Consider the following 23,567-nt stretch of genomic DNA (forward strand, 5'->3'; position numbering starts at 1 on the left):
GTCTTTCGTTCATGGCTTTGATCCGGCTTTCATGTGGCCCCTTCGGAGCGGAACTTTTTTGCGGCAAGCCGCTCCACAGTAATCATGCGCTCCTGCCTGTCCATCCTGCTCGTTCTCACGCTGGTCCTGCGCGGCCTGCTGGGCGACGCCATGGCCATGGGCATCGTTACACCCGTCGCCCAGACGGGCGGTGCGCATACCACCCACAACAGCGTACCGGTTGGGCTGCATGAAAGTCACCAGGCCAACAGCGCTGCCCCTAGCGACGCCTCGCCTGCTGACCTGCAAGTGCACCCGGCGGCCACTGCCCATTGCAGCGACGCCGAGCCCGCGCACTGCAGTGACAGCGCTGCACACGGGCCCAACTGCTCGGCCTGCGGCATCTGTCATTCCGCGGTAGGCCTGCCTGCGATTGCTGTGCTGGCCCCAGTGCCTTCTGCGCCTCAACGACTGGCAGAAGCGGCCACGCGCTTTGCCAGCACCTTGCCCGCCTCCATCATCAAACCTCCCATTTCTGTCATCTGACACCCTAGGTGCGTCCGCAATCGGATAGTAGCCACTGTGCCTGCTGTCTGTGCCAGGAGCCAAAGCCTTGGCTCTGCGGTCGTGAACATGGTTTCAACGACAGGAATTTCTCATGCGCCACGCGCGTCCCCCATTCGGCACCCGAAGGTGCCTGGCCGTCGGCATTGCCGCTGCGGCCTGGGCCATGGCCTCTTACAGCCTTGCCCAACCCACCCAGCCCGCAGCCAACCCGGCTGAATCTGCACCTGCTCTGGGTGACCCCGCCTCGCCCCAAGCGCCAACGGCACCCCTGCGTCACCAGGCCATGGCGGCAAGCGGCGCCATCGTGGCCCAGCCGGGCGATTGGAAAGAAGCCAACGCTGCTGTAGCCGACTTCCCGCGCGGCCATGCCGATGTCATGCTCTGGGAAAAAGACCATGCAGCGATGGATGACCGGGAAACTGGCGAGACACACGTCTGCCCGCACCACCAACAGCATCATCGCCAGCACCAGGGAGGCCGGCCATGAAGCGCACCATCCTCCGCCTCTCCCCGCTGCTGGCCGTCCTGGTGCTCGCGGGCTGTGCAAGCGTGTCGCCCGATGGCCTGCGCAGCAATGTTGCCCAGCGCACCGAAGGCCGTCTGCCCCAGGGGGCGCAGCTCCCCTCCATCGACCCCAAGGCCCAGCAGGAGGCCCAAACGCAGATCGCCCATTGGCTTGAGGCACCCATCGACGCCGATACCGCTGTGCGTATTGCCCTGCTGAACAATCCCGGCCTGCAAGGCCAGCTTGCGCAGCTGGGTATTGCAGACGCACAGCGCGTACAGGCACTCACGCTGCCCAACCCCAGCTTTACCTTTGGCCGCTTTCGCAACAGCCAGGAGCGCGAGATCGAGCGCCAATTCAGCTTTGGCCTGGTACAGCTGATCACCCTGCCGTGGCGCAGCCGCTGGCAGGGCTGGCAGATGGAGCAGGCCACGCTGACCGCCGCGCAACAGGTGCTGCTGCTGGCTGCCGATACCCGCCGCAGCTGGCTGCGCGCTGTCGCCGCCGAGCAGGCTCTGACCGCCAGCGAGCGCATGCACGAAGCCGCCGCCCTGGGTGGCGAGTTGGCTGCACGCATGGCGCAGGTAGGCAACTTCAGCAAGATGGACCAGGCGCGCGAGTTGGCCCTGCAGCAGCTGGCCGCCGCGCAGCTTGCGCGAGCCCGTCTGAATGCACAGCTCGAACGCGAGCAACTGGGGCGCCGCATGGGCCTGTGGGGCCAGCAATTGGCTTTCCAATTGCCCGCACAATTGCCCGCGCTCCCCAAAAGCGCTGGGGATCTGCGCAGCGGCGAAGATGCCGAGGCCACCGCGCTGCGCCAGCGGCTCGACCTGGTCGCACTGCGCCGCGACCTCGATGTGAGCGCAGGCCGCGAGGATTGGGCTGCGATTGGCTCCATCTTTGGCGACATTGGTGCCACCTACAGCAACAACACCAGTACCGAGCGCGACAGCGGACACAGCGACAAGACGCGGGGCTGGGAATTCGATGTGCCGCTGCCGCTGTTCGACTGGGGCTCTGCCGCACGCGGAATGGCGAAAAACGAAGTGCTGCGCAGCGCGGCGCAGTTGCGCGACAATGCGATCCGTGCCCGCAGCGAGGCGCGCAGTCAGTGGCTGGCCTACCGCACAGCCTACGACCTGGCCCAGCAGCAGCAGGCAGAGGTGCTGCCACTTGCGCGGCTGGTGCAGGAAGAAACCGTCTACCGCTACAACGGCATGTTCGTAAGCGTGTGGCAACTCCTGGCCCAGGCACGCGCCACCACGCAGGCCGTGGTGACGGCTACAGAAGCCCAACGCGACTTCTGGCTGGCCGAGACCGATCTACAACTGGCGCTCACCGGCACATCGCCTGGTACGGCGCCCGCCCTCAACACCGCAGCGCCCGCTGCCAGCACTGAACAAGGCCACTGATATGCAACGCCGCCAATTTTTCACCGGCGCGGCCACAGCAGTGGCCGCCGCCACCGCTTCCGCAGCCGTCAGCAGGGTCGCCATGGCGGCCCTGCCCGAGCCCGTCACTCAACCGAGCGCCGACACCGCAGCGCCGCTGATGCCACCCAACGGCAGGCCTTACCACCCGGTCGTCACCTTGAATGGCTGGACCACGCCGTGGCGCATGAACGCCGGTGTCAAGGAATTCCATCTGGTGGCCGAGCCTGTGGTGCGCGAGGTGGCACCGGGCTTTTTCGTCAACATGTGGGGCTACAACGGGCAGTCGCCCGGGCCAACCATCGAGGTGGTCGAGGGCGACAGGGTGCGTATCTTCGTCACCAACCGCCTGCCCGAGAGCACCACCATCCACTGGCATGGCCAGCGCCTGCCCAATGGCATGGATGGCGTGGGCGGGCTCAACCAACCCCACATCCCGCCCGGTAAAACCTTTGTCTATGAATTTGAGGCACGCCGCCCCGGCACCTTCATGTACCACCCGCACTCCGATGAAATGGTGCAGATGGCCATGGGCATGATGGGCTTGTGGATCACCCACCCCAAGACAAGGCACCCCTTGATCGCCGAGGTGCAGCGCGACTATGCGTTCCTGCTCAGTGCCTACGCGGTCGAGCCCGGTGCGATGACGCCCCGGGTAGGCGAGATGACGGATTTCAACATCTGGACTTTCAACAGCCGCGCCTTTCCCGCCATCACGCCAATGGTGGCAAGGCAAGGCGACCGCGTGCGCATCCGTGTCGGCAATCTGACGATGACCAACCACCCCATCCACCTCCACGGCCACGAGTTCGAGGTGACCGGCACCGATGGCGGCCCCGTGCCGCGATCGGCACGCTGGCCCGAGGTGACGACCGATGTGGCCGTGGGCCAGATGCGGCAGGTGGAGCTGATTGCGGACGAGCCCGGCGACTGGGCTTTTCACTGCCACAAAAGCCACCACACCATGGGCGCCATGGGGCACGAGGTGCCGACCATGATCGGTGTCGACCACCGGGGCCTCGTCGGCAGGATCCAGAAAATCGTGCCCGACTACATGCTGATGGGCGAACGTGGCATGGGCGACATGGGCGCCATGCAGATGCCCCTGCCCGACAACACCTTTCCCATGATGACCGGCAAGGGCCCATTCGGGAACATTGAGATGGGCGGCATGTTCACCACCTTCAAGGTGCGCAGCAACCTTGCCGCTGGTGACTACAAAGACCCAGGCTGGTATGCCCAACCCAGAGGAACCACGGCCTATGAATGGCAGGGCCCGCCACCTGACGCGCAGGCTCCGCGCCAGACCATGCCAGGCACGGCTCCTGGAGCCCCTCGCGTGCACAAGCCAGCCGATGCGTCGGGCCACGCCAACCACTGAACACAGGACTCACCCCATGAAAACCATCAAATTCATCGCTGTTTGCGCTCTTCTTTCAAGCGCCAGCACCGTATTTGCGCATGGCAATGAAAGCCACGCTTCCGTCCCAGCCACCAAGGAGCAAAAGGAATGGGGCATTGGCGGAGATGCCAAGGACGCCAAACGCACCATCACCTTGAACATGACGGACGATATGCGTTTTTCACCCTCGCACTTCAGCGTCAAAAAAGGCGAAACCGTGCGCCTGCGCGTGGTCAACCGCGGCCAAGTGATGCACGAAGTGGTGCTGGGCACCAAGGCATCGCTCGACCAACATGCGCAACTGATGCTCAAGTTCCCCGGCATGGAGCATGCCGAGCCCTACATGGCCCATGTCGCCCCTCAGAAAAGCGAGGACCTGGTGTGGAACTTCAACCGCACGGGCAGCTTTGATTTCGCCTGCCTGATTGCGGGCCACTACCAGGCAGGCATGACGGGCACTTTCACCGTCACCGATTGAAACGCGCACACGTTGAACACCTACCAAGGACCTATCATGAAACAGACCCTCACCCGCCGCCACGCATTGCACCTGCTGGCCACCGCCACTGCGGTTACCGCAGGCCTGACTTCCGGCTTTCCGGCCCTTGCAGCCAGCCCGGCCAAGACGCCGATGGATGTCTGGAAAGACCCGAACTGCGGCTGCTGCAAAGACTGGATTGCGCTGATGGAAAAAGCAGGCTTTGCCGTCACCGTGCATGAAACCGGCAACAGCGCCATGCGCGCCAAGCTGGGCCTGCCTGCACGCCTGGGCTCTTGTCATACCGCCTTGGTGGACGGCTATGCCGTCGAAGGCCATGTTCCCGCAGCCGATGTGCGCAAGCTCCTGCAGCAAAAACCCAAGGCGCTGGGCATTGCGGTGCCCGGCATGCCCGTCGGCAGCCCAGGCATGGATGGCCCCGAATACGGCGGCCGCAAAGACCCGTTCGATGTTCTGCTGGTCACCAAGAACCTGATGAGCAGCGATGTCTCAACCACGGTCTTCACCAGCTACCGCGGCTAAGCCCTGTTTCACAGATTTGGAGAATTTCATGAAAAACATCACCACCACCACCATCGCAGCTTTGGCACTGGGCGCCGCCCTGCTGGCTCCAGCGTTTGCCCAGGAGCACCCGGGCCACAGCAACCCAGGCAGCTCTGCCGACAAAGCGCCTGCAGCGGCGGCTCCCAGTGCCAACGCTGTGATGACAGCTGGCGAGATCACCCGTGTCGATGCACGCGGAGGCAAGCTGACCATTCGCCATGAAGACATCAAGAACCTGGAAATGCCAGCCATGACCATGGTTTTTGCCTTGAAGGACGGGGCACAGGCCGCTCAGTTCAATGCGGGCGACAAAGTGCGCTTTCATGTGCAGGATGATGGCGGTACCTTGACCATTACCCGTATCGAGCGCGCCAAGTAACTCTTGCTGCGCAACATGGCCCATGCATGCGCTGCCAGCACCTACACTGTGCAGCCATGCAAAGCCTTCAAGCCTTTCACGAACAACTGCGCAGCGGCGCCCTGCTCGGCGCACGCCAGATCAAGCTGTCTGCGGGCCTGCGCGAGTTTCCGCGCGAACTCTTTCAGTTCGCGGACACGCTGGAGGTGCTCGATCTCTCGGGCAACCAGTTCAGCGCCCTGCCGGACGATCTGGCACGCTTTACCCGCCTGCGCATCCTGTTTGCCTCCAACAATCCGTTTACCGAACTACCGCGTGTGCTCGGCGGCATGCCACAGCTGGAGATGGTCGGCTTCAAGGCCTGCCAGATCCGCGAAGTACCGGCAGAAAGCCTGCCGCCAGCTTTGCGCTGGCTCATCCTCACAGACAACCAGATTCGCCATCTCCCAGGCACACTGGGCGAGCGCCCGCGCCTGCAAAAGCTCATGCTTGCCTGCAACCAATTGCAGGATCTGCCTGCAAGCCTTGCGCAATGCACCAGGCTGGAACTGCTGCGCATCTCTGGCAATGCGTTTGCGCAGATTCCAGACGCGGTGTTTGCACTGCCTGCCCTGGCGTGGCTGGCCATTGCTGGCAATCCGCTCACTCAAAAAAATGAGCAGCTCGCGCTTTCCCGGTCTGATCAGAGGGCAATTTTCCACCACAGCCTTGAGCAGCACGAACTGCTGGGCGAAGGTGCCAGCGGGCACATCTACCGGGCTTCCCGCATCGGCGGTGGTGATGTGGCGCTCAAGGTCTTCAAGGCGGGCCAGACCAGCGACGGGACGCCCGCGTCCGAGCTGGCCGCTGGCCTGTCTGCAAGCTTGCACCCCCACCTGCTGACGCCGCTCGCCCCCGTGGCCGGACACCCGCAAGGCAAGCTGGCCATGGCCTTGCCGCTGCTGCCGCCAGGTCTGCAGGCTCTGGCTGGCCCGCCCAGCATGGACAGTTGTACGCGCGACGTGTATGCGCCTGCCACCCGTTTTTCGCCAGACGTCGCGCAGCGCCTGTTGCAGGGCATCGAGAGCGCAGTCGGTCACCTGCATGCACACGGCATTCTGCATGGCGATCTGTATGCACACAACGTGTTGTGGAATCCGGCAACCGGCGATGCCGTACTGAGCGATCTGGGAGCCGCCGCCCTGCTGCATGGTTTGCCGCAAGAGCAGGTGCAGCAGCTGCTGCACATGGAGCAGCGCGCCATGACCATCCTCAAAAGCGAAGTCCAGGCGCGCACCGCCTGATGATGCGGCAGACGCGCACCACGACCCACTGTGGTACGCGCCGCCTGTCACTGTCTCAGCGCTGCGTTTTTTCGCGCCGCGCCATGGAAGTGTGGCGCAGGAATGGCAGGAAGGAGAGCGCCAGCGCCAGCAAGCCCCATGCGCTGAGGGTTGGCACCGGCGTTGCCGTGGCCCCGGCCGCCGTTGGCACCACCAGCGCCGTCGGGTCGGCAATGTTGCCGTTTGCCACTAGGTCATCGTCGCCCAGCCCGCCGTCGTGCAGCTCAAAGCGCACCACCTGCCCGCTCACTTCCGAAGGAACGCGGTACCAGTGCTTTTCCTGCCTGTCGGATGTGCGGCCCCATTTCCACAACTGCGCGCCCTGCGGCAGCGGCTGCGCATAGTTCATGGAGACGGTGAGCTTGCCGCCCAGCTCACAACCGGTGGCGTTCAGCACCATCAAGCCATCAGGCAAGGTGGCGCCGGGGCTTGGCAGTTGGGTAATGCCCAGGCTCTGCGCGCTGACATAGTGCACAGGCGCCGCCAGCTTGCATCCCGCTCCCTGCAAAGTGCCTGTCACGCTGCCGCCTGCAACCGGTGTGAGCACAAAGCTGGTGTCCGGATTGCCGCTGGCCGATACCGTGAACGCATAACGCGCGGTAACCGCCGCGTTCACGCCGTCGCTCAGGCTCAGGCCCACAGCGGCATCGCCCTGTGCCTGCGCCACAAAGCCTGCCTTCGCCAGCTCACCATTGATCTGCGCTGCGCTTCCCTTGAGCTGCGTTCCTTCCTGCTGCGCATCGGCGTCGGCAACGCCCTGCAGGCTTCCGTTCGTGCTGATCAGCGTGAGCGTGAGTTGCTCGCTGTCCACGTCTTCCACGCTCAGGGAGGCAAGCGATGCGCTCTGCCCCACCGAGATCTGTACCGCACTGCCTGGAACTCCCTTGATCACTGGCGGCTGATTGGCAGGCAGTGCATCCAGGTTCAGGCCCAGCACGATCGGGTTGTGGTCGCTGGAGCGGTAGGCCGTTGCGGCGTAGAAGGACTCAGGCTTGCCGTATTCGGTGTTGTAGTCAAGCACGGTGGGCTCTTCGGCATTGATGGCCCACTTCACGGCGGCCCCCACCTTGGAGACCAGGGTCGGGCTCACAAAGATATGGTCGAGCGAGCCCCACAGCCCGTCAAAGGAATACGAATACCCGTGCGTCACCTTGGTAAAACCATTCGACTCCAGATAGGTGACCGGGTCTTCCTTGGCATAGGCATTAAAGTCGCCCACCAGAATCACCTTGTCGGTGTCCGAGCCGGTGGGCCGCGTCGCCAGCCAGTCCTTGAGCTGCATGGCCGTCTTGACCCGCGCCGGGTTGTTATTGCCTTGACCGTCCAGCTTGTCTTCGTTACCGCCCGTGGTCAGCAGCGAACCCTTGGATTTGAAGTGGTTCACCACCAAGGTAAGCTGCTCAGAACCTGACGCGGTCGGCACAGAGAAGGTCTGCGCAATCGGCACACGCGCGCCGCCCACGCTTGGCGTGAAAGCGTCGTAGGTATTGACGTTGGGAACCGCCGCCGCTCCCACGGGCGTGACGCGGTCGCTGCGGTAGACAATGGCCACCGTGATCGCATCCGTGCCCGCTCCAGCAATCGTCGCGCTGCCTCCCTGGCTGAAAGGCGCCTTCACGTAATCGTAGGTAGCGCCCGCCGGTTTGTCAGCGCTCGTGTTCATGGCATCCACCAGCAGCGCCAGCGCGCTGTCACTGCCAAAACCGTTGTTCTGCACCTCCATCAGCCCATACACATCGGCCTGCAGGCCAATCAGATTGGCCACGACCTTGGCTTTCTGCCGCTCCAGCTCCGCCGCATTGTTGGCACCGCGAATACCGATGCTGTTGCCCAGCGGGGTGGTGAACACATCCTTGGTATTGGTGCTGGTATCGCCTACCTTGCTGAAGAAATTGAGCACGTTGGCCGATGCCACCTTGACACCTGCCGCCCCCACTGCCGCCTGCAGATCGGCCACGGTGGGGCGTGCCGCCCCTGTGAAGCTCAGCGTCTGTGTCGGCTGCACGCGGTAGCTGGTCTGGTAGATTTCAGGCGGAGACGATGCCTGGTAGAACTGGTCAAGCACGCCCACCACCGCATCCACCCCATCGCCCGCACGCAATGTGTTCGACGCAGACAGATCGCTGCCGCCGCGGCCGCGCACCACCACCGGATTCTGCTTGCTGCTCAGGTCATCCAGAATGATCTGACTGCGCTGCATGGTGTTGGCATATTGCGCATAGCCACTCACACTGGGGACGTTTTCGTCGGTGAACTGCGGCAGAACCTTGTCGGCCGACAAGGTTACATCGCCAAAGCGGCCCAGCGTGTAATTGTCCGACACCACGAGCTTGCCGCTCGCGTTGGCCGATGTCACCTTCACCAGCATGCCTTCGTATCGCTCCCAGCTTGCCATGTCGGCAACTGGCAGCGTGATGGAGATCGGCGTCGGCAGCACGCCAGCGCCCTGCACCTGGAAGGAGGTGAGGTTCTTCAGCTGCGTCTGCTTGTTGTATTCGTCCACCACCGCGCTCAGCTGCACGCGCTTGCCCACTGTGCTTTCATCCACACCGGGGTTTTGGGCTCCGTAGTAGACAAAAATACCTTCCGATGTACCGGCATCGCTGTCGTAATTGGCTTCTTCTTCCTGCACGTAAAAACCGCTCAGCCCCGGAGCATGGCCGGTCACCACGCCATTGACGGTGACGGGCTTGCCCAGCAGGGGCGATACCTCGCCGCTACCCTGGATGGCGTGGATGCGGGTGACCGTGGGCGCCGCCCCGGTCGTGAAGCCCAGATCGCCGGGAACCCAGGTATTGCCTGATGCATCCTGCACCGGCGTGCCCACGGGGACAATGCGGTAAGCGGTATCAGGCGCCAGCGCCACACCGGGATTGAGCGTGACGGTCTGCCCGCCAAACACCACCTTGGCCGTGTCTTGCGCAGACATGGAGGCCAGCACGCTGGAGCCTTGCCGCAGTTCAAAACGCCCGTCACCCGCCTGCACCGCCTCGGAGAAGGTCAACGAGAAGCTGCTGGTCGTGGTTGCCACGCCGGTGGCGTTGCTGGCCGGTACGCTGGACTGCAAGGTCGGCGCTGCGGTGTCTGGCCCGGCTGTCTTGATGACCACATCATCAATGGCCAGCCCGTTGCTCGAACCGCTGGCCGTGCGCTTTTGCACCCAGCGCAGCCACAGCGTCTGGCCCACACCCCAACCCAGCCCCTGCAGATCGCCGCCCACCTGGGGCACCAGGCCGCCACCGCCGCCTTGCGTATTGCCCGCCACAGCGCCAGCGGTACCACCGGTCACGGGCGCGACCCAACTGAACAGATCGCCAGCGGGGCTCCAGGCCTGCACGCTGCCAAAGCTGCTGCCCAAGCCCCACTCCAGGGTCATGCCTTGCCCCGCTGGGCTGCCGCCATTGCGCCATTGCTCGCCATTGAAGCGCAGATTCACTGCATCGATTGGCGCGCTGGTGTTGTTGACCAGTGCGAGTGCAATCCAGCCTGCAACGGCACCCGATCCGGGAGATCCGAAATAAGTGCCGCTGGAGGCCAGCACGCCGAGCGCGCGGTCTGAGGCGTCTGCCCCAAAGCTGTAGAAGCTGCCACCCGTGCTGCCGCCGCTACCCACCGCAATTTGTGTGATGGCCGCACCATCCTTGTTGAAGAGCGACCAGCCCGCCAGCGTGCTGTCATTGGCCCAGGGGGCATTGGCGCCAGTGTTGGCAAGCGTATTGAAATCCTGCGCATAGCTGCCGCCAAATGGCACGGGCGCTGCAAATGCGCCTGCAGACGCCAGGCTGAGCACCAGGCCGTTGCACAAGGCATTCAAGGGAAACGGAAGACGCAGGCGCGAGGAAGATGGTGTATTTGATTGGAGTGCCATGGGTGTGTGATCTGCTCGAAGAACGCCTCACCCTTGCCGGGTGAGATCCGGGCGATTCTTGGCAAATCACATGACTGCATGATGACCGCGCGCAGTCAGTTTCATGGCACCGAAGCTTCAGTAGACTCGCACCCAAAAGAAAAGGGCCGCAAATGCGGCCCCGGGTCTCGCGCCACGCATGGGCGCTACCACTTACTGCAGGAATGCAGGCTTGGCGTAACCGGCAAACTTGGCATCCACCACCGCCTTGAATTCATTGGAGCGGAAGGCTTCGGCCAGATCCTTGGCCCACTGCGCGTCCTTGTCCTTGGTTTTGACTGCGGCGATGTTCAGATAGTGCTCCGGCGTCTTCTCCAGCAGCACGGCATCCTGCAGCTTGAGGCCCGAGGAAATGGCAAAGTTGCCATTGATGATGGCGAACTGCGCATCATCGAGCGAGCGCGGCAGGTGCGCCGCATCCAGCGGCAGCAGCTTGATCTTCTTGGGGTTCTCGGCCAGATCCAGCTCCGATACGCGCAGCGGATTCACGCCAGCCTTGAGCTTGACGAGCCCCGCCTGCTGCAGCAGCAACAGGCCGCGAGCGAGGTTGCTCGGGTCATTGGGCAGCGACACCTTGTCGCCCTCTTTCAGGTCTGCGAGCGATTTGCGTTGCTTGCTGTACACCCCCATCGGTGCGATCGGGCCCTGCACGAGCGCCGTCAGATCCAGCTTGCGGTCACCCTTGAACTGGTTGAAATACACCTCGTGCTGAAAGAAGTTGGCGTCCAGCGAGCCATCGGCCAGCGCCAGATTGGGCTGCACATAGTCGTTGAACTCCACCAGCTTGACCTTGTAGCCCTTTTTCTGCAGCAGCGGCACGATGCCGGCCTGCAGCTGGTCGATGTTCGAGCCCGCCGTGCCGCCGATCACCAGCTGCTTCTTGGAGGCATCCTGCGCCAGCGCAGGGCCAGCCACCCCCATGGATGCAGCGGCCAGCACGGCAGCGGCGATCAGCGAGCGGCGGGTGGAGAAAAAGGTCGTCATGTCTATTACGCTCCTGGTGCTGTGCACCTTTTCATCGGTTGGTGAATGGGCAAAGTATCTGCGCATGGCTTACCAATCCCAACGAATAATTTCTCCCATTCTTATACCGATAGAGCATGAAGACTCCGCTCTTCGCAAAACGCTGCTCCACGCGCAGCTGCTGGCGCCGTTTTCCCATGAGAAAAGCCAGCGCAAGCGCTGGCTTTTGAACGGTAACCACTTGCCGGACTGGCTCAGTGGCTTTCCACTGCGTTATTTTTGCTTGCGCTTCTTGCCGCCATGCTTGCGCTCTGGCTCGCAGGGAGCAGCATTGGTTTTCACCATGTGCTCAGGCCACAGGCTGTAGCTCAGGTCTTCGTCAGTGCTGCCATTCACATTCAGGGGGTACAGGCCAGGGGCGAACTTCTTGCATTCCTTGTATTGCTCGGCGGGGCTGGTCAGCTCCGGGCGCACTTCGTAGCTCAGGTTCACTGCGCCATCGGACTTGGGATCCTTGGCGGCCACGTCGATCTGGTTGCCGGTGCGCTTCCAGGTACCGCGATACAGCACCTGCTTTCCATCGTCGGCCTTGGCCTTGTAGACCACCCGGTTGCCCTTCAAGAACTGCACGCTGAAATTGCTGTTGCCTTCGCCATTGGCAGTGGCATAGCTTTGCTGCACGAACTTGTTGGGCTTGGCATCGGCAAACTGCGCTGTGGCCTGAGGCGCCACTGGCGCTGGCGCGGCCTTGGCGGCTTCTGCAGCCTTGGCTTCTTCTGCCTTGGCCCCCTCTGTCTTGGCAGTTGCGGCCTGTTCTTCTTTGGATGGGCCGGATGCGCAGCCTGCCAACAGCAGCGCGGCCAACAGCGCACTGGTAGCGCCAAGTGGATTCAGTCGTTTCATAAAGGCCTCAGGTTATTGGCTCTTGCCGAGCCGGAGATATATGGAGGAGCCGCCGACACTGCCATCCATAGCAGCACAGCGGCATCCATAGAAATTATGAATCGACAAGGCAAAACCAAAACTTTCCGCCCATCAATTTTTTGGTGATGCGTTGCGCCCACGCCGCAAGCGACATGCTGACCTGCACAAACTGGCACAAAAAAGGCCGCCCGAAGGCGGCCAGAATTGAACGAAGCACGGCTTGGATTTACCCAAGCTGCGTCTACCTCCCCCGCAGCACCAGCTGCAAGCCTTTGAGCATATGGGCGAATGAATCGGCAGCCTGTGCGGTGCTGTTGGGCCAGACCAAAACCGAGAAAGCCAGGGCTACCGCGATGATCAGGCCCACGAAGGTGGCGCAATCTTGCCAGTGGTAGTGGGGGTGTTCCAACATGAAGGCCTCCTTTCGCGCAGGTGTTATGTGTTATTGGAACGCAGCGGCGTGGGCTGTGGTGTCAGCGGATATCGACAATGCCCCTATGACCCATTTGGCAGTTTTTGGGAGCTCATTCTCATATTGATATGAAAAATCGACGAAAACCGCATGGAGCATGCACCGAAAGCTATCAATTTAAAAGCACAAACTTCAATCCCGGGCAGCTTCAGTGGCTGGCAGGGCGTGAAAGATGGCTGCAATTTCCTGTGCAATAAGCGCTGCAGCATTGCAAGTTCGGCCAACGTCTGGCATCTCCCCCGCAAAAAGCAGCCATCTCCAACCACACTTATTCAAGCCCGGCGGCAAAGGTGTGGGCTTGCAAGCCGACTGAGGTGCGACAATACTTGGCAACCAACGCAAACCCGTGCTGCATGGGCCTTGCCGTACAGCGCCATGCGATGCGCAGCGTATCGGCCTATGGCATTGCAGGGTTCCAAAGCTGCCATATCTTCATATCGATTCCGACTGCTTCCAGCTGTTTCTGCCCGCCAATGACTGCCAATTCGCCCGCCCTGCCAGATACGGGCATCCATCTGCAAGACGTGCATCTGACACGCGGCGCCCAGCCCGTGTTTGCCGGTCTTAGCCTGTCGCTCACCGAGCAGCGTATTGGCCTGATCGGCGACAACGGCGCGGGCAAGACCAGCCTTTTCCGTCTGCTGTGCGGGCTGGAAGTGGCTCGCCAGGGGCAGGTGCATGTTGCAGGCCATGACGTGCTAAAGCACCGGGAGCAGTTGCCCGGCGTGGTGGGCATGATGTTTCAGAACCCGGATGACCAGATCATCTTTCCCACCGTGGAAGAAGAGCTGGGCCTGAGCCTGCAATACCAGGGCATTGCACGCAAGGCGGCCATGGTGCAGGCGCGCCAATTTCTGGCTGAGCGGGGTCTGGCCGCATGGGCGCCTCGCGCCGTCAGCAGCTTGAGCCAGGGCCAGCGCCAGCAGGTCTGCTTTCTGGCCATGCTAATGGCTGCGCCCCGGGTGATGCTGCTTGACGAGCCCTTTGCCAGCCTTGATCTACCCGGCCAGGCGCGTCTGGCCGCCGATCTGCAACGCACATCCGCACAGATCGTCGTGTCGACCCATGTGCTCAGCCACGTTCGCCACTTTGAGCGCGTGGTGTGGCTCGCTGGCGGCCAAGTGCGCGGCGATGGCCCGGGCGAGGCCGTATGCGCGGCCTACGAGCTGGATGTGAAAACACGCTCTAGTGCGCAAACAGAAAGCGCATACGGCACCCAAAACAGCAGCGAAGCCGCTGTTGCGGTGCAAGGCTGACCGGCATGGGTACGCTCTACAGTGACATTCCCAGCTGGCTGCATCGTGTGCCGGCAGGCGCCAAACTGCTGGCACTGGCCCTGTGTGGCCTGGGCCTGCTGTTTGTCGTCGATATACGTGGTCAGGCCGCGGCCTTTGCCGTGGTGCTGGTGCTGTACGCAAGCCTGGGGGCCGCATCGCGTCCCACGCGGCGCCTGGTCGTGGCTGCGCTGGTTGCATCGGTGCTGGTAGGTGCGCTGCATGCCGCCACCGGCCAGCCACTGGTCGGCCTTGCCAGCGGCCTGCGCTTGATGAGCGCCACCATGCTGGGTGCCATGCTGACGGCCACTACGCGCTTTGGCGATCTGCTGGATGTGGCCGAATGGCTGCTGGCTCCTCTGGCCCGTTTTGGCGTGCCTGTGGAGCGACTGGCACTGCAATTGGGCCTGATGATGCGGTTTGCCGAGCAGTTTTTTGTGCAGTGGCAGCGCCTGGCCGATGCCTACCGTGTGCGCACGGGCCGCGCCGGAGGGCTGCGCCTGTTTGCGCCGCTGGCCATCCACATGCTGGTGACCGCCCGCAAGGTGGCCGATGCGCTGGCGATACGGCTCAAGCTGTGACGCCGCCCCCGATTTGATTGATGAAAGCATGTCCATGACCATGACCTCTTCCTCCCACCGAGAATCCCGCGCCCAGCGCATTGCGCTTGTGGCACTGTTTGCCGCGCTGATGGCCGCATTCGGCATGATTCCCAAGATCGATCTGCCCTTGGGTGTGCCGATCACCGCACAGACCATGGGAGTGATGCTGGCAGGCTGCATGCTGGGCGCCAGCATGGGCTTTCAGGCGATGGCGCTGTTCCTGCTGGCCGTGGCGCTGGGCTTGCCCCTGCTGTCAGGCGGACGCGGCGGCATGGGCGTGTTCTTTCTGCCATCGGCCGGCTATCTGGTGTCATGGCCCTTTGCCGCCATCGTGACGGGCCTGGTCATGCGCGCGCTGTCCGGGCCTGCAGGCTCGGGCCCTGCTTCACCCAAGCGTCTGGCGCTTGCGGCGCTGGCGGCCTCGGTGGTGGGTGGCGTGCTCGTAATCCATGTGTTTGGCGTGGTGGGCCTCATGCTGCTGGCCAAGCTGAGCCTGGTGCAAGCGGCCATCGGCACCTTGGTGTTCGTGCCGGGGGATCTCATCAAATGCGTTTTGGTGGCCGTCATCGTGCATACCGTGGCGCGTGGCCTGCCCGACTGGCGCTTTGGCGGCCGGGCGCTGTGAGCGAGCCTGTGCATCCATTGCAGAACTGGCAGCGCCTCGTCCACGGCCCGCTGGCACACTGGGCGCAGGTGCAGCCCGATGCCGTGGCCATTGATGACGGCACACAGCGCATCAGCTTTGCACAGCTGCATGCCGCCGTGCAAGCGGGTGCCGATCAACTGAACGCCAGCGCAGCACCCAGCACACGGCTTCTGGATGCCGCGCAACCCCCCATTGCACTCATCACCGATTTTCTGGCCACCAATGCCAGCGGCCGCTGCGCTGCGCTGGGCGATGCCGCCTGGCCCGCCACCCAGCACGCAACGGCGGCGCAATGGATTGCCGACTTAGCAGCAAAAACACCGCCTTGCGTTGATGCTCAAAGTGCGGGGCACCATCCTTTTTATATTGGATTCACCTCGGGCAGCACGGGGAAGCCCAAAGGCTTTCGACGGCACCACCAGTCATGGGCTGAGAGTTTTCGCGTCTGCGTGGATACATTCGGCAAGGCAGCACAAGGCTCTGTGATGGCGCCGGGCAATCTGTCGCATTCGCTCTTCCTGTTTGGCGCCCTCCTGGGCCTGTGGACGGGTGGCGGCGTGCAATTGCAACCACGCTTTTCGGCCAGCCAGTGCCTGCACAGCCTGCAGCACAACGCTACGCCCTGCCTCATGGCCGTGCCCAGTCAGTTGCTGGTGATGCTGCAACTGGCCGAGCGCCGTGCACTGGCGCCCATCGCGTCGCTGCAACTCATCCTGATCAGCGGCGCGCGCTGGATACGCCAGCACACTCCGGCGCTGCAGGCGCTGTTTCCCAATGCGCGGATCGTGGAGTTCTACGGAGCGTCCGAAACCAGCTTCATCGCCTGGATGGATGCAGACCCTGCAGCGCCCCCGCAAGCCGTGGGCCGGGCCTTCAGCAATGTGCAACTGCAGATCCGCAACGAAACAGAGGCAGCCTTGCCGGAGGGCCAAATCGGCCAGATCTGGATCAAGAGCCCCATGCTGTTCATGGATTACGTGGGCGACAGCCACGACGCAACCGCCGCGCTGCAAGAGGGCGAATGGCTGAGCGTGCGCGACATGGGCAGCCTGGACGGGAGTGGCCAGCTCACCCTGGTGGGCCGCGAAAAACGCATGATCGTCACCCAGGGCAAAAACCTCTTCCCCGAGGAAGTGGAAAACCTGCTGTGCGAGCATCCGCGCATCGCCGCCGCATCGGTACATGGCGTTGATGACGCGCTGCGCGGCAAACAGGTGTGGGTGGCGGTGCTGCTCAAGGACGCAGCGCCATCTGCCAGCGGCGCGCCAGGGCAAGCAACACAGGCGCTGCACACGCTCGATGCGGCACTGGCCGCAGAACTCTCTGCCTGGTGCCGCACCCGGCTGGAAACCTACAAATGCCCGCGCCGCTGGCTGGGCTGGTTCGCCGCCGCGCCCGCAGCACCATGGCCACAAACTGCCAGCGGCAAGACCGACCACACGGCAATTGCCGCATGGCTGCAGGACAGCATGGCCCCAAGCACACCATCTACCCTAGCCAGCACAGACACAGCAACGCGGTAAAGTAGGCGCCATCGCGCAATAAAACCGCAATCAAAATAGAAGCTGCCAGCGCTTTCCTCAAAAGCACTGACGGCTGTTTTCCTTACCATGCTTGCACATCCCGTCTACATTGCCAGCTACACCCGCAGCGCCGTGGTGCCGGTAGGCGGCGCCTTCAAAGCCCTGCATGCACATGACATCGGCGCGGCCGTGCTGCGCGCCCTGCTGACCAAGGCAAGCCTGCCCGCCAGCCAGGTGCAGGCCGTGGTATTGGGCAACGCGCTTGGCGCGGGCGGCAACCCGGCACGCATGCTGGCCCTCGCTGCGGGCCTGCCGCACACCTGTGCGGCTTACACCGTCGATACCCAATGCTGCGCGGGTCTGGACGCGGTAGCGCTTGCCGCCAGCCTGATTGCCAGCGGCCAGGCCGACGTGGTGGTGGCAGGCGGCGCAGAAGCCTGGAGCCGCGCCCCCATGCGCGCCACGCGCCCGTTGCATGCGGGCGAGGCGCCCGTGCCCTACGAGCGCCCTGCCTTTGCCCCGCATCCGCATGACGATCCCGATCTACTGCAGGCAGCCGCCCGCTACGCGGCAAGCCAAGGCCACACCCGCGCGGTACAGGATGCCTACGCTGCCGCCAGCCATGCCCGTGCGCTGCAGGGCGCCAACGTGCTGGCCGCAGAGATCGTGCCGATCCAGGGCGTGGCGCAAGATGCGTTTCCGCGCGAGTTGGGAGCAAGACAGCTGGCACGCGCGCCCACCATTGCCCACACTGACGCCGATGAGGACGACACCCGGCGCACCGAGCACGCCGTCAGCGCGGTCGCCATCTCCCCCAAGGCCGACGGTGCGGCGCTGGTGTTGCTGATGAGCGAGGCCGCCTGCTCGCGCCTCCACACAAGGCCTCGCGCCCAGTGGCTGGGCCACCAATCGCTGGGAGGCGCACCTGCCATGCCCCTGGTGCTGGCCGCAGAGGCGGCCCGAAGCCTGCTGCAGGCCCATCACCGCCGCTGGACAGATCTGGCCGCCATTGAACTGCACGACGCCTTTGCCGTGCAAGGCCTGCAATGGCAGGCCCTGCTGCAGGTCGAAGGTGGGGACGGAAATCTCCTCAACCGCCATGGCGGCGGCATTGCGCGCGGGCACCCCATAGGCGCATCGGCCGCCGTTGCACTCGTGCGCATGCTGGCAGAACTGGAGCGGACTCCATCAGGAGGACTGGGATTGGCAGCAATAGCAGGGGCTGGCGGACTGGGAAGCGCAGGCCTGGTACAGCAGGTACGCTGATGCCTCGATAGGTAACAACTGCATGAAACACATATTCAACGCATTGCTGTATCTGTTTGCAGCCATTGGAGTGCTGAACACTGCAGTGATGGTCTATGCCCATCTCGGGCGTCCCGAAACCTGCACACAGTCTGCAATGGCCAAAGCCAATGCGCCTGACAACAGCCAATGGGCTGAGATCACCTGGCAACAATGCAACAGTCAAGCCGACCCAGAGTTGCGCCTGTCCATACACACCAATGGTGGAAAGCGCAACTACAGCACCCTCGTCGGCGATCCCACCACCACCGAAATAGGCCTGAACTGGACCGCCAACCACACGCTGGAAGTGATTTACCCCGCGTCATACGCTCCCACGCAAATGGCAACCCAAGTGGCAGGCATTCAACTGCATTGGAAGAAGCGCCCAGCCAGCGGTGACTCAGCAACCGCGCCCTAAGCGCTGAAAGTAATCGCCAAGGGCTGCTCGCGCGGTCACCGTTTGGTTCACTGGCGCATCGGCAGCTTCGTAGCCCATTGCCATGCCACACACCACCGTTTGCGATGCGGGCAGTTGCAGCACATCGCGGATCAGGCCCGGGTAGGACGCCATCGCACCAATGGCGCAGGTGGCCAGGCCGCGCGACTGGGCAGCCAGCATCAAGCCATAGATCGCCATCCCCAGATCCATATAGCCGCCGGGGCCAAAACCGCTGTCGATGGTGATGATGAGCGCCACCGGCGCCTGGAAGAACTGAAAGTTGCGGCCAAACTGCGCAGCGCGGCCAGCAGCGTCGCCCCGCTCCACGCCCAACGCGCCATACAAGGCCTGCGCCGCTGCCACCTGGCGCTTGCGCAGCGACATGGGCAGCGGGTTGGGAAAATAGCCGTAGTCCTCCGCCTCCTGCGCACCTGCCTCATAGGCCTGCTGCAGTCGACTGGAGAGCTGTTCGCGCAAATCACCGCACACCTGCCAGAAATAGCCTGGCTGCAGGTTCGCACCACTGGGGGCACGGCGAGCCTCCTGCAACACAGCGTGCAACACTGCATCTGCCACGGGTTGTGGTGAAAAGGCCCGCACCGAGCGGCGAACCATGGCGGCTTGTGAGGCGGCCCCCTCGGCAGTGACAAAAGAAGAAATCTCAGGCTTGTTCATGGCAGTGGTCGCCATTGTAGACAGCGCCTGGGGCCAGCCCCCGCCATCGGTTCGTCTGGCGATGTGGAGAAAAAGACAAGTACCGATCCCCGGCACAACAAAAAACTGTTTATTCATACAGTATTTTTGCTATACTGGCATTTTATACAGTGCAAACTTCTCCATAACCATAAGAAAGCCAGTGGAGAGATCCGTGCCAACCTGAGAGAGATGCAAGGGGCCATGGCTTCGTCAGCACATGCGGCGCCTGCCATCCGAAATATTGATGTCATGTTTGCGTCGCAACCTCCTTGTCTCTGCATGATGCCCGCTGCCTGAGTGTGCAGCCTGCGGGCGAATTTTTTTTGAGCGAAAGCGGATGCTGGTGCGCCCGATGCACCGGATGCAGCGAGTAGCTCCCCTTCTCCTTCGGCGCCAGCGCTTACTGAGCGTCGTTCAGCCACCCTTGCGGTGGCTTTTTTTTGCCAGAAGCGAAGCCAGGCCCGCGCCCTACCGGCAACAACCTTGTGCCAACAGTCCAGTGCATGTTCTACACTTGACCCATCGCAATGCACTGTACATTGCCCCATGGCCCAGCCATCGAAACGGAATTTTTGAGATATGCAAATTGCCACCTGGAACGTCAACTCCCTCTCCGTCCGCCTGCCGCAGGTGCTGGACTGGCTGGCAGCCAATCCGGTCGATGTGCTGGGGTTGCAGGAGCTCAAGCTCACTGATGACAAGTTTCCGCACGATGCGTTTGCGGCAGTCGGCTACCAGGCGGTGAGCTTTGGCCAGAAAACCTACAACGGTGTGGCATTGCTGGCCCGCACTGATATTGCCGATGTGGTGCGCGCCAACCCGCACTTTGAGGACGAGCAGGCGCGCATCATTGCGGGCACCATCTCCAGCCCTGCTGGCGATATCCGCGTGGTCAACTGCTATTTCGTCAATGGCCAGGAGCCAGGATCGGAGAAATTTGCCTACAAGATGCGCTGGCTGGGCGGGCTGGAGGCCTATATCAAGGCCGAATTGGCAGCGCACCCACGTCTCGTGCTGGTTGGCGACTTCAATGTGGCCCCGGAAGACCGCGACAGCTACGACCCTGATGGCCTGCGCGAAACCATCCACCACACCACCGAAGAACGCAACCACTTCCAGGGCCTGCTGGCCCTGGGCCTGACGGATGCCTACCGCATGTTCGAGCAACCGGAAAAAAGCTACAGCTGGTGGGATTACCGCATGCTGGGCTTCCAGAAGAACCGCGGCCTGCGCATTGACCATATCCTGGTGAGCGAGGCGCTCAAGGGCAGCGTGAGCGCCTGCATGATTGACCGCGTGCCGCGCAAGAACAAGCAGCCCAGTGACCACGCCCCGGTAGTGATCACCCTGGGGTGACCAGAGCCTTGGAATGAGACTGCTCTCTGGCCACATCATTGCGGCCAATACTGCTGAGGGCGTTTCCCCTTCCGCGCCGGCGGCTCCGAGCCATCGAGAAATAGGCTGTCAATAAAAAACGGGCGCTGCATGCGCCCGTTAGCTCGCTTGATCTTGATCTCTTGATCAGTCGCAGCCTGGTTGCCCCGGCCTTCGTCAGGCCTTTTCAGGCTCCTGCACCGCGTGCATGGCCAGTGCAGCTTCCTCATCGAGCTTGCGCGCCAGCACCTCGGCATCCGCCTCCGACAGCAACTCGCCTTCCCACTTGGCAACCACGGCTGATGCCAGCGAATTGCCGACCGCATTGGTGGCCGAGCGGCCCATATCCAGGAAGGTATCCACCCCCAGAATCAGGAGCAGGCCTGCTTCTGGAATATTGAAGTGGCCCAGGGTGGCAGCAATCACCACCAGCGACGCACGTGGTACACCAGCAATCCCCTTGGAGGTCAGCATCAGCACGAGCAGCATGGTCACCTGGGTGGCCAGCGACAGCTCGATACCGTAGGCCTGTGCGATGAACAGCGTTGCAAAGGTGCAGTACATCATCGAGCCGTCCAGGTTGAACGAGTAGCCCATGGGCATGACAAAGCTCGAAATCTTGCGTTTGACGCCAAAACGGTCGAGCGCATCAAGAATCTTGGGGTACGCAGCCTCCGAGCTGGCGGTGGCAAACGACACCATGAATGCCTCCTTGATGAGCGCCAACAGCTTGAACACGCGCTTGCCAAGGAAGGCCAGGCCCGCCAGCACCAGAATCGACCACAGGATGAACAGCCCCAGATAGAACTCACCCATGAAAACCGCAAATTTCAACAGAATGCCCAGTCCGTTGACCGCCACAGTCGAAGCCATGGCCGACAGCACCGCCAGCGGCGCCAGCTTCATTACATAGCCTGTGATCTTGAGCATGACGTGCGACAACTCGTCGATCGCCGCGAGCAAGGTCCTGGCCTTGTCACCCAGTGCCGCCATCGCCACGCCAAAGAACATCGAGAACACGACGATCTGAAGGATCTCGTTGTTCGACATGGCTTCGGCAAAGGATTTGGGCACCGTGTGGTTGATGAACTCGCGCAGCGTGAATTTGCCCGTGGCCAGGTTGGTGGCGGCGCTCACATCCGGCAGCGGCAACCCCAGGTTATGGCCCGGTTGCAGCACATTGGCCAGCACCATGCCCAGCAGCAGCGACACGAGCGAAGCCGTCAAAAACCACAGCATGGCCTTGAAGAACACCCGGCCCACCGAGGCGGCATCGCCCATGTGCGCAATGCCCACGACCAGGGTGGAAAACACCAGTGGCCCGATCAGCATCTTGATCAGGCGCAGAAAGATATCGGAGGCCAGGGAGATATACCCGGCTATTTCTTTGACCTCTGCCGGGTCCGGCACGCTGGCATGGACGATATAGCCCACCACAATACCCAGCACCATGGCGGCCAGAATGACCAGGGCCGACGACATGCCCTTTTTGCCCGTTAGAGCCATAACGATTACCTTCAATCAGAGCGGTTGTTGGTGCCATCAACGCTCCGAGCGGGGCCCTTGATGCACATCGGCGGTTGTTGTTCTCGTGATCCGGATGTGCACATTCCTCTCCGATGCCGCGCAGCTTGGCGCGCCAAGGCGCATGCAGGGCGCCAGCAGGAAGGAAACCATGAGCCCGCTTTTGACAGCAGGAATGCAATGTTCTGCGGGTGCGATTGTAATCGCAACCTCCAGCCTTCTAAGGCGCAAAGACGCCCAATTCCCGTGCACTCAGCAGGTATCTTGCCCGGCTGAATGCACATCGCCTCTGCTACAAAAAAAATCAGAAAAAAGCTGCCAGCGCCCGGTAGGCGGTCGCCGTATATTCAAGTTTTATAGCAATAAATCAGCGTGCCCGCGCGTCCTGCATATGCTGCAGCTCGTCGATATGGCGGCGCAGTTGCTGGGCCTGGCCTTGCAGCAGCGGACGCAGCTCCAGTGGAAGAGCAGATTCCAGCACACGCTGGTAGCGCTCGGCAGCCAGCACCAGGCACAGGCTGCACTCGGCGATCAGATCGCGGTCGCTCACCATGTTGGCGCGCTGCTTGAAATCCGTCCAGCGCCGATGTAGGCGGCCGGCGGCGCTCTGGCTGGGGCGCTCCACCAGCGGGCCGCTTTCAGGCATGGCCAGCAGCACGTCCTGCAACTGCCAGTTCAGCGCGCGAAATTGCTCGGCCAGCGCATACAAGTGCGTGCGCAGTGCAATGGCGCGGGCCTGCTCGCTGCCTGCCACCAAGCATTCTTCGCAGTCCTTCAGGCCGGTCTGCAGTACCCGCAGTGCATGCTGCACTTGCGCCGCCGACAGCTCCTCCCCGCGAATACCTTGCAGTGCGTGTTCATAGGCCGCACCAGCAATCTCACGCACCTGAGGCCAGTTGAGCGTGCTGCTGCCGCGCACATGCTGCCACTGCACCTCCAGCTGCGGTGCCACTTCGTCAAAGCCTTGCGGATTGCGCTGCGCGGCAAACCAGCCAAGCGCCAACGCGGGGCGGTACACCTCAAACGGCTGGCCCACCTCATAAAAATCCATGCTCTGGTAATGGCTGCGCCAGTAGGCTTCTTCACGCGCGGGGTTACCCCACTGCCCCTTGGCCTTGGGCGGCAGACCTCTGGCCAGCAGACTGTGCACCGCGTCGCCCGCCACATGGGCCATGCCATTGGCTGTGGATACCGCCAGCCGCACAGTATTGAGCATGGCCGAGCGCTGCCGCCCTACCCGCTCCGGCGAGTTGCGGTAAGCCTGTGCCGTGAATACCGAAGACATTTTTTGCATGCTTGTACACGTAGGAAAGCTGTATCTGACCATTGTG

22 protein-coding genes are annotated in these 23,567 nt (G+C 62.6%); 15 read left to right on the forward strand and 7 right to left on the reverse strand.

All coding sequences use genetic code 11. From position 1 onward, the window contains the following. Positions 1-84: 84 nt before the first annotated feature. The 8 genes from HNP33_RS15480 (at position 85) to HNP33_RS15515 (ending at position 6,566) form a co-directional block, all read left to right on the forward strand. Positions 85-525 (forward strand): hypothetical protein, encoded by a 441-nt coding sequence (locus HNP33_RS15480; RefSeq protein ID WP_184710061.1) that lies wholly within the window; start codon positions 85-87, stop codon positions 523-525. Positions 526-637: 112 nt separating this feature from the next. Further along, a complete protein-coding gene (locus HNP33_RS15485; RefSeq protein ID WP_184710060.1) occupies positions 638-1,033 on the forward strand; it encodes a hypothetical protein in 396 nt (131 codons plus the stop codon). Next, entirely contained in the window at positions 1,030-2,463 is a 1,434-nt protein-coding gene (locus HNP33_RS15490; protein ID WP_184710058.1) for a TolC family protein, read from the forward strand. Before HNP33_RS15485 ends, HNP33_RS15490 begins: the two co-directional genes overlap by 4 nt. Position 2,464: 1 nt before the next feature. Beyond that, positions 2,465-3,862, forward strand: coding sequence for a multicopper oxidase family protein (locus HNP33_RS15495; protein WP_184710057.1), 1,398 nt, complete (start codon positions 2,465-2,467; stop codon positions 3,860-3,862). A gap of 16 nt (positions 3,863-3,878) precedes the next feature. Continuing rightward, complete coding sequence (locus HNP33_RS15500) at positions 3,879-4,361, forward strand: cupredoxin domain-containing protein (RefSeq protein ID WP_184710055.1); 483 nt, start codon at positions 3,879-3,881, stop codon at positions 4,359-4,361. A gap of 36 nt (positions 4,362-4,397) precedes the next feature. Next, positions 4,398-4,904 carry a DUF411 domain-containing protein gene (locus tag HNP33_RS15505; protein WP_184710053.1) on the forward strand — a complete coding sequence of 169 codons (507 nt, stop codon included), beginning with the start codon at positions 4,398-4,400 and terminating at the stop codon, positions 4,902-4,904. Positions 4,905-4,932: 28 nt separating this feature from the next. Then, positions 4,933-5,304, forward strand: a complete 372-nt coding sequence (locus tag HNP33_RS15510; RefSeq protein WP_184710051.1) for a copper-binding protein — start codon at positions 4,933-4,935, stop codon at positions 5,302-5,304. 56 nt (positions 5,305-5,360) lie between these two features. Further along, the gene (locus HNP33_RS15515; RefSeq protein ID WP_184710049.1) at positions 5,361-6,566 is read left to right on the forward strand and encodes a leucine-rich repeat-containing protein kinase family protein; all 1,206 of its coding nucleotides are present in this window, start codon (positions 5,361-5,363) and stop codon (positions 6,564-6,566) included. Positions 6,567-6,621: 55 nt separating this feature from the next. On the opposite strand, the gene HNP33_RS15520 is transcribed toward HNP33_RS15515, so the two are convergent. The 4 genes from HNP33_RS15520 to HNP33_RS15535 form a co-directional block, all read right to left on the reverse strand. Continuing rightward, positions 6,622-10,473 (reverse strand): ExeM/NucH family extracellular endonuclease, encoded by a 3,852-nt coding sequence (locus HNP33_RS15520; protein WP_184710047.1) that lies wholly within the window; start codon positions 10,471-10,473, stop codon positions 6,622-6,624. Positions 10,474-10,665: 192 nt separating this feature from the next. Beyond that, a complete protein-coding gene (locus HNP33_RS15525; RefSeq protein ID WP_184710045.1) occupies positions 10,666-11,496 on the reverse strand; it encodes a MetQ/NlpA family ABC transporter substrate-binding protein in 831 nt (276 codons plus the stop codon). Between the two features lie 252 nt (positions 11,497-11,748). Then, a complete protein-coding gene (locus HNP33_RS15530; RefSeq protein WP_184710043.1) occupies positions 11,749-12,378 on the reverse strand; it encodes a hypothetical protein in 630 nt (209 codons plus the stop codon). Between the two features lie 262 nt (positions 12,379-12,640). Continuing rightward, entirely contained in the window at positions 12,641-12,811 is a 171-nt protein-coding gene (locus HNP33_RS15535; RefSeq protein ID WP_184710041.1) for a hypothetical protein, read from the reverse strand. Between the two features lie 533 nt (positions 12,812-13,344). Here HNP33_RS15535 and HNP33_RS15540 point away from each other — a divergent pair. From HNP33_RS15540 to HNP33_RS15565, 6 genes are all read left to right on the forward strand, one after another. Further along, the gene (locus tag HNP33_RS15540) at positions 13,345-14,127 is read left to right on the forward strand and encodes an energy-coupling factor ABC transporter ATP-binding protein (RefSeq protein ID WP_233464547.1); all 783 of its coding nucleotides are present in this window, start codon (positions 13,345-13,347) and stop codon (positions 14,125-14,127) included. Between the two features lie 5 nt (positions 14,128-14,132). Continuing rightward, positions 14,133-14,726 carry an energy-coupling factor transporter transmembrane component T gene (locus HNP33_RS15545; protein WP_184710039.1) on the forward strand — a complete coding sequence of 198 codons (594 nt, stop codon included), beginning with the start codon at positions 14,133-14,135 and terminating at the stop codon, positions 14,724-14,726. 34 nt (positions 14,727-14,760) lie between these two features. Next, entirely contained in the window at positions 14,761-15,372 is a 612-nt protein-coding gene (locus HNP33_RS15550) for a biotin transporter BioY (protein WP_184710037.1), read from the forward strand. Next, a complete protein-coding gene (locus HNP33_RS15555) occupies positions 15,369-16,916 on the forward strand; it encodes an AMP-binding protein (RefSeq protein ID WP_325064946.1) in 1,548 nt (515 codons plus the stop codon). The genes HNP33_RS15550 and HNP33_RS15555 overlap by 4 nt, the downstream gene beginning before the upstream one ends. An 87-nt stretch (positions 16,917-17,003) precedes the next feature. After that, positions 17,004-18,182, forward strand: coding sequence for a thiolase family protein (locus tag HNP33_RS15560; protein WP_184710033.1), 1,179 nt, complete (start codon positions 17,004-17,006; stop codon positions 18,180-18,182). 22 nt (positions 18,183-18,204) lie between these two features. Then, positions 18,205-18,621 carry a hypothetical protein gene (locus HNP33_RS15565; protein ID WP_184710031.1) on the forward strand — a complete coding sequence of 139 codons (417 nt, stop codon included), beginning with the start codon at positions 18,205-18,207 and terminating at the stop codon, positions 18,619-18,621. Here the strand turns inward: HNP33_RS15565 and HNP33_RS15570 are convergent. After that, positions 18,604-19,257, reverse strand: a complete 654-nt coding sequence (locus tag HNP33_RS15570) for a nitroreductase (RefSeq protein WP_233464551.1) — start codon at positions 19,255-19,257, stop codon at positions 18,604-18,606. The two genes, HNP33_RS15565 and HNP33_RS15570, sit on opposite strands and share 18 nt — an antisense overlap. A 660-nt stretch (positions 19,258-19,917) precedes the next feature. Between HNP33_RS15570 and xth the strand changes: the two genes are divergently transcribed. Continuing rightward, positions 19,918-20,694: an exodeoxyribonuclease III gene (gene xth / locus HNP33_RS15575; RefSeq protein ID WP_184710027.1), complete on the forward strand. Its 777-nt coding sequence runs from the start codon at positions 19,918-19,920 to the stop codon at positions 20,692-20,694. A 195-nt stretch (positions 20,695-20,889) separates the two neighbouring features. Here xth and HNP33_RS15580 read toward each other — a convergent pair whose 3' ends face one another. Then, entirely contained in the window at positions 20,890-22,218 is a 1,329-nt protein-coding gene (locus HNP33_RS15580; RefSeq protein WP_184710025.1) for a dicarboxylate/amino acid:cation symporter, read from the reverse strand. A gap of 385 nt (positions 22,219-22,603) precedes the next feature. Beyond that, positions 22,604-23,521 (reverse strand): hypothetical protein, encoded by a 918-nt coding sequence (locus tag HNP33_RS15585; protein WP_184710023.1) that lies wholly within the window; start codon positions 23,519-23,521, stop codon positions 22,604-22,606. Positions 23,522-23,567 lie beyond the last annotated feature (46 nt).

This window comes from Comamonas odontotermitis (genome assembly GCF_014207855.1).
GTDB classification, from domain to species: Bacteria; Pseudomonadota; Gammaproteobacteria; order Burkholderiales; family Burkholderiaceae_C; genus Comamonas; species Comamonas odontotermitis_A.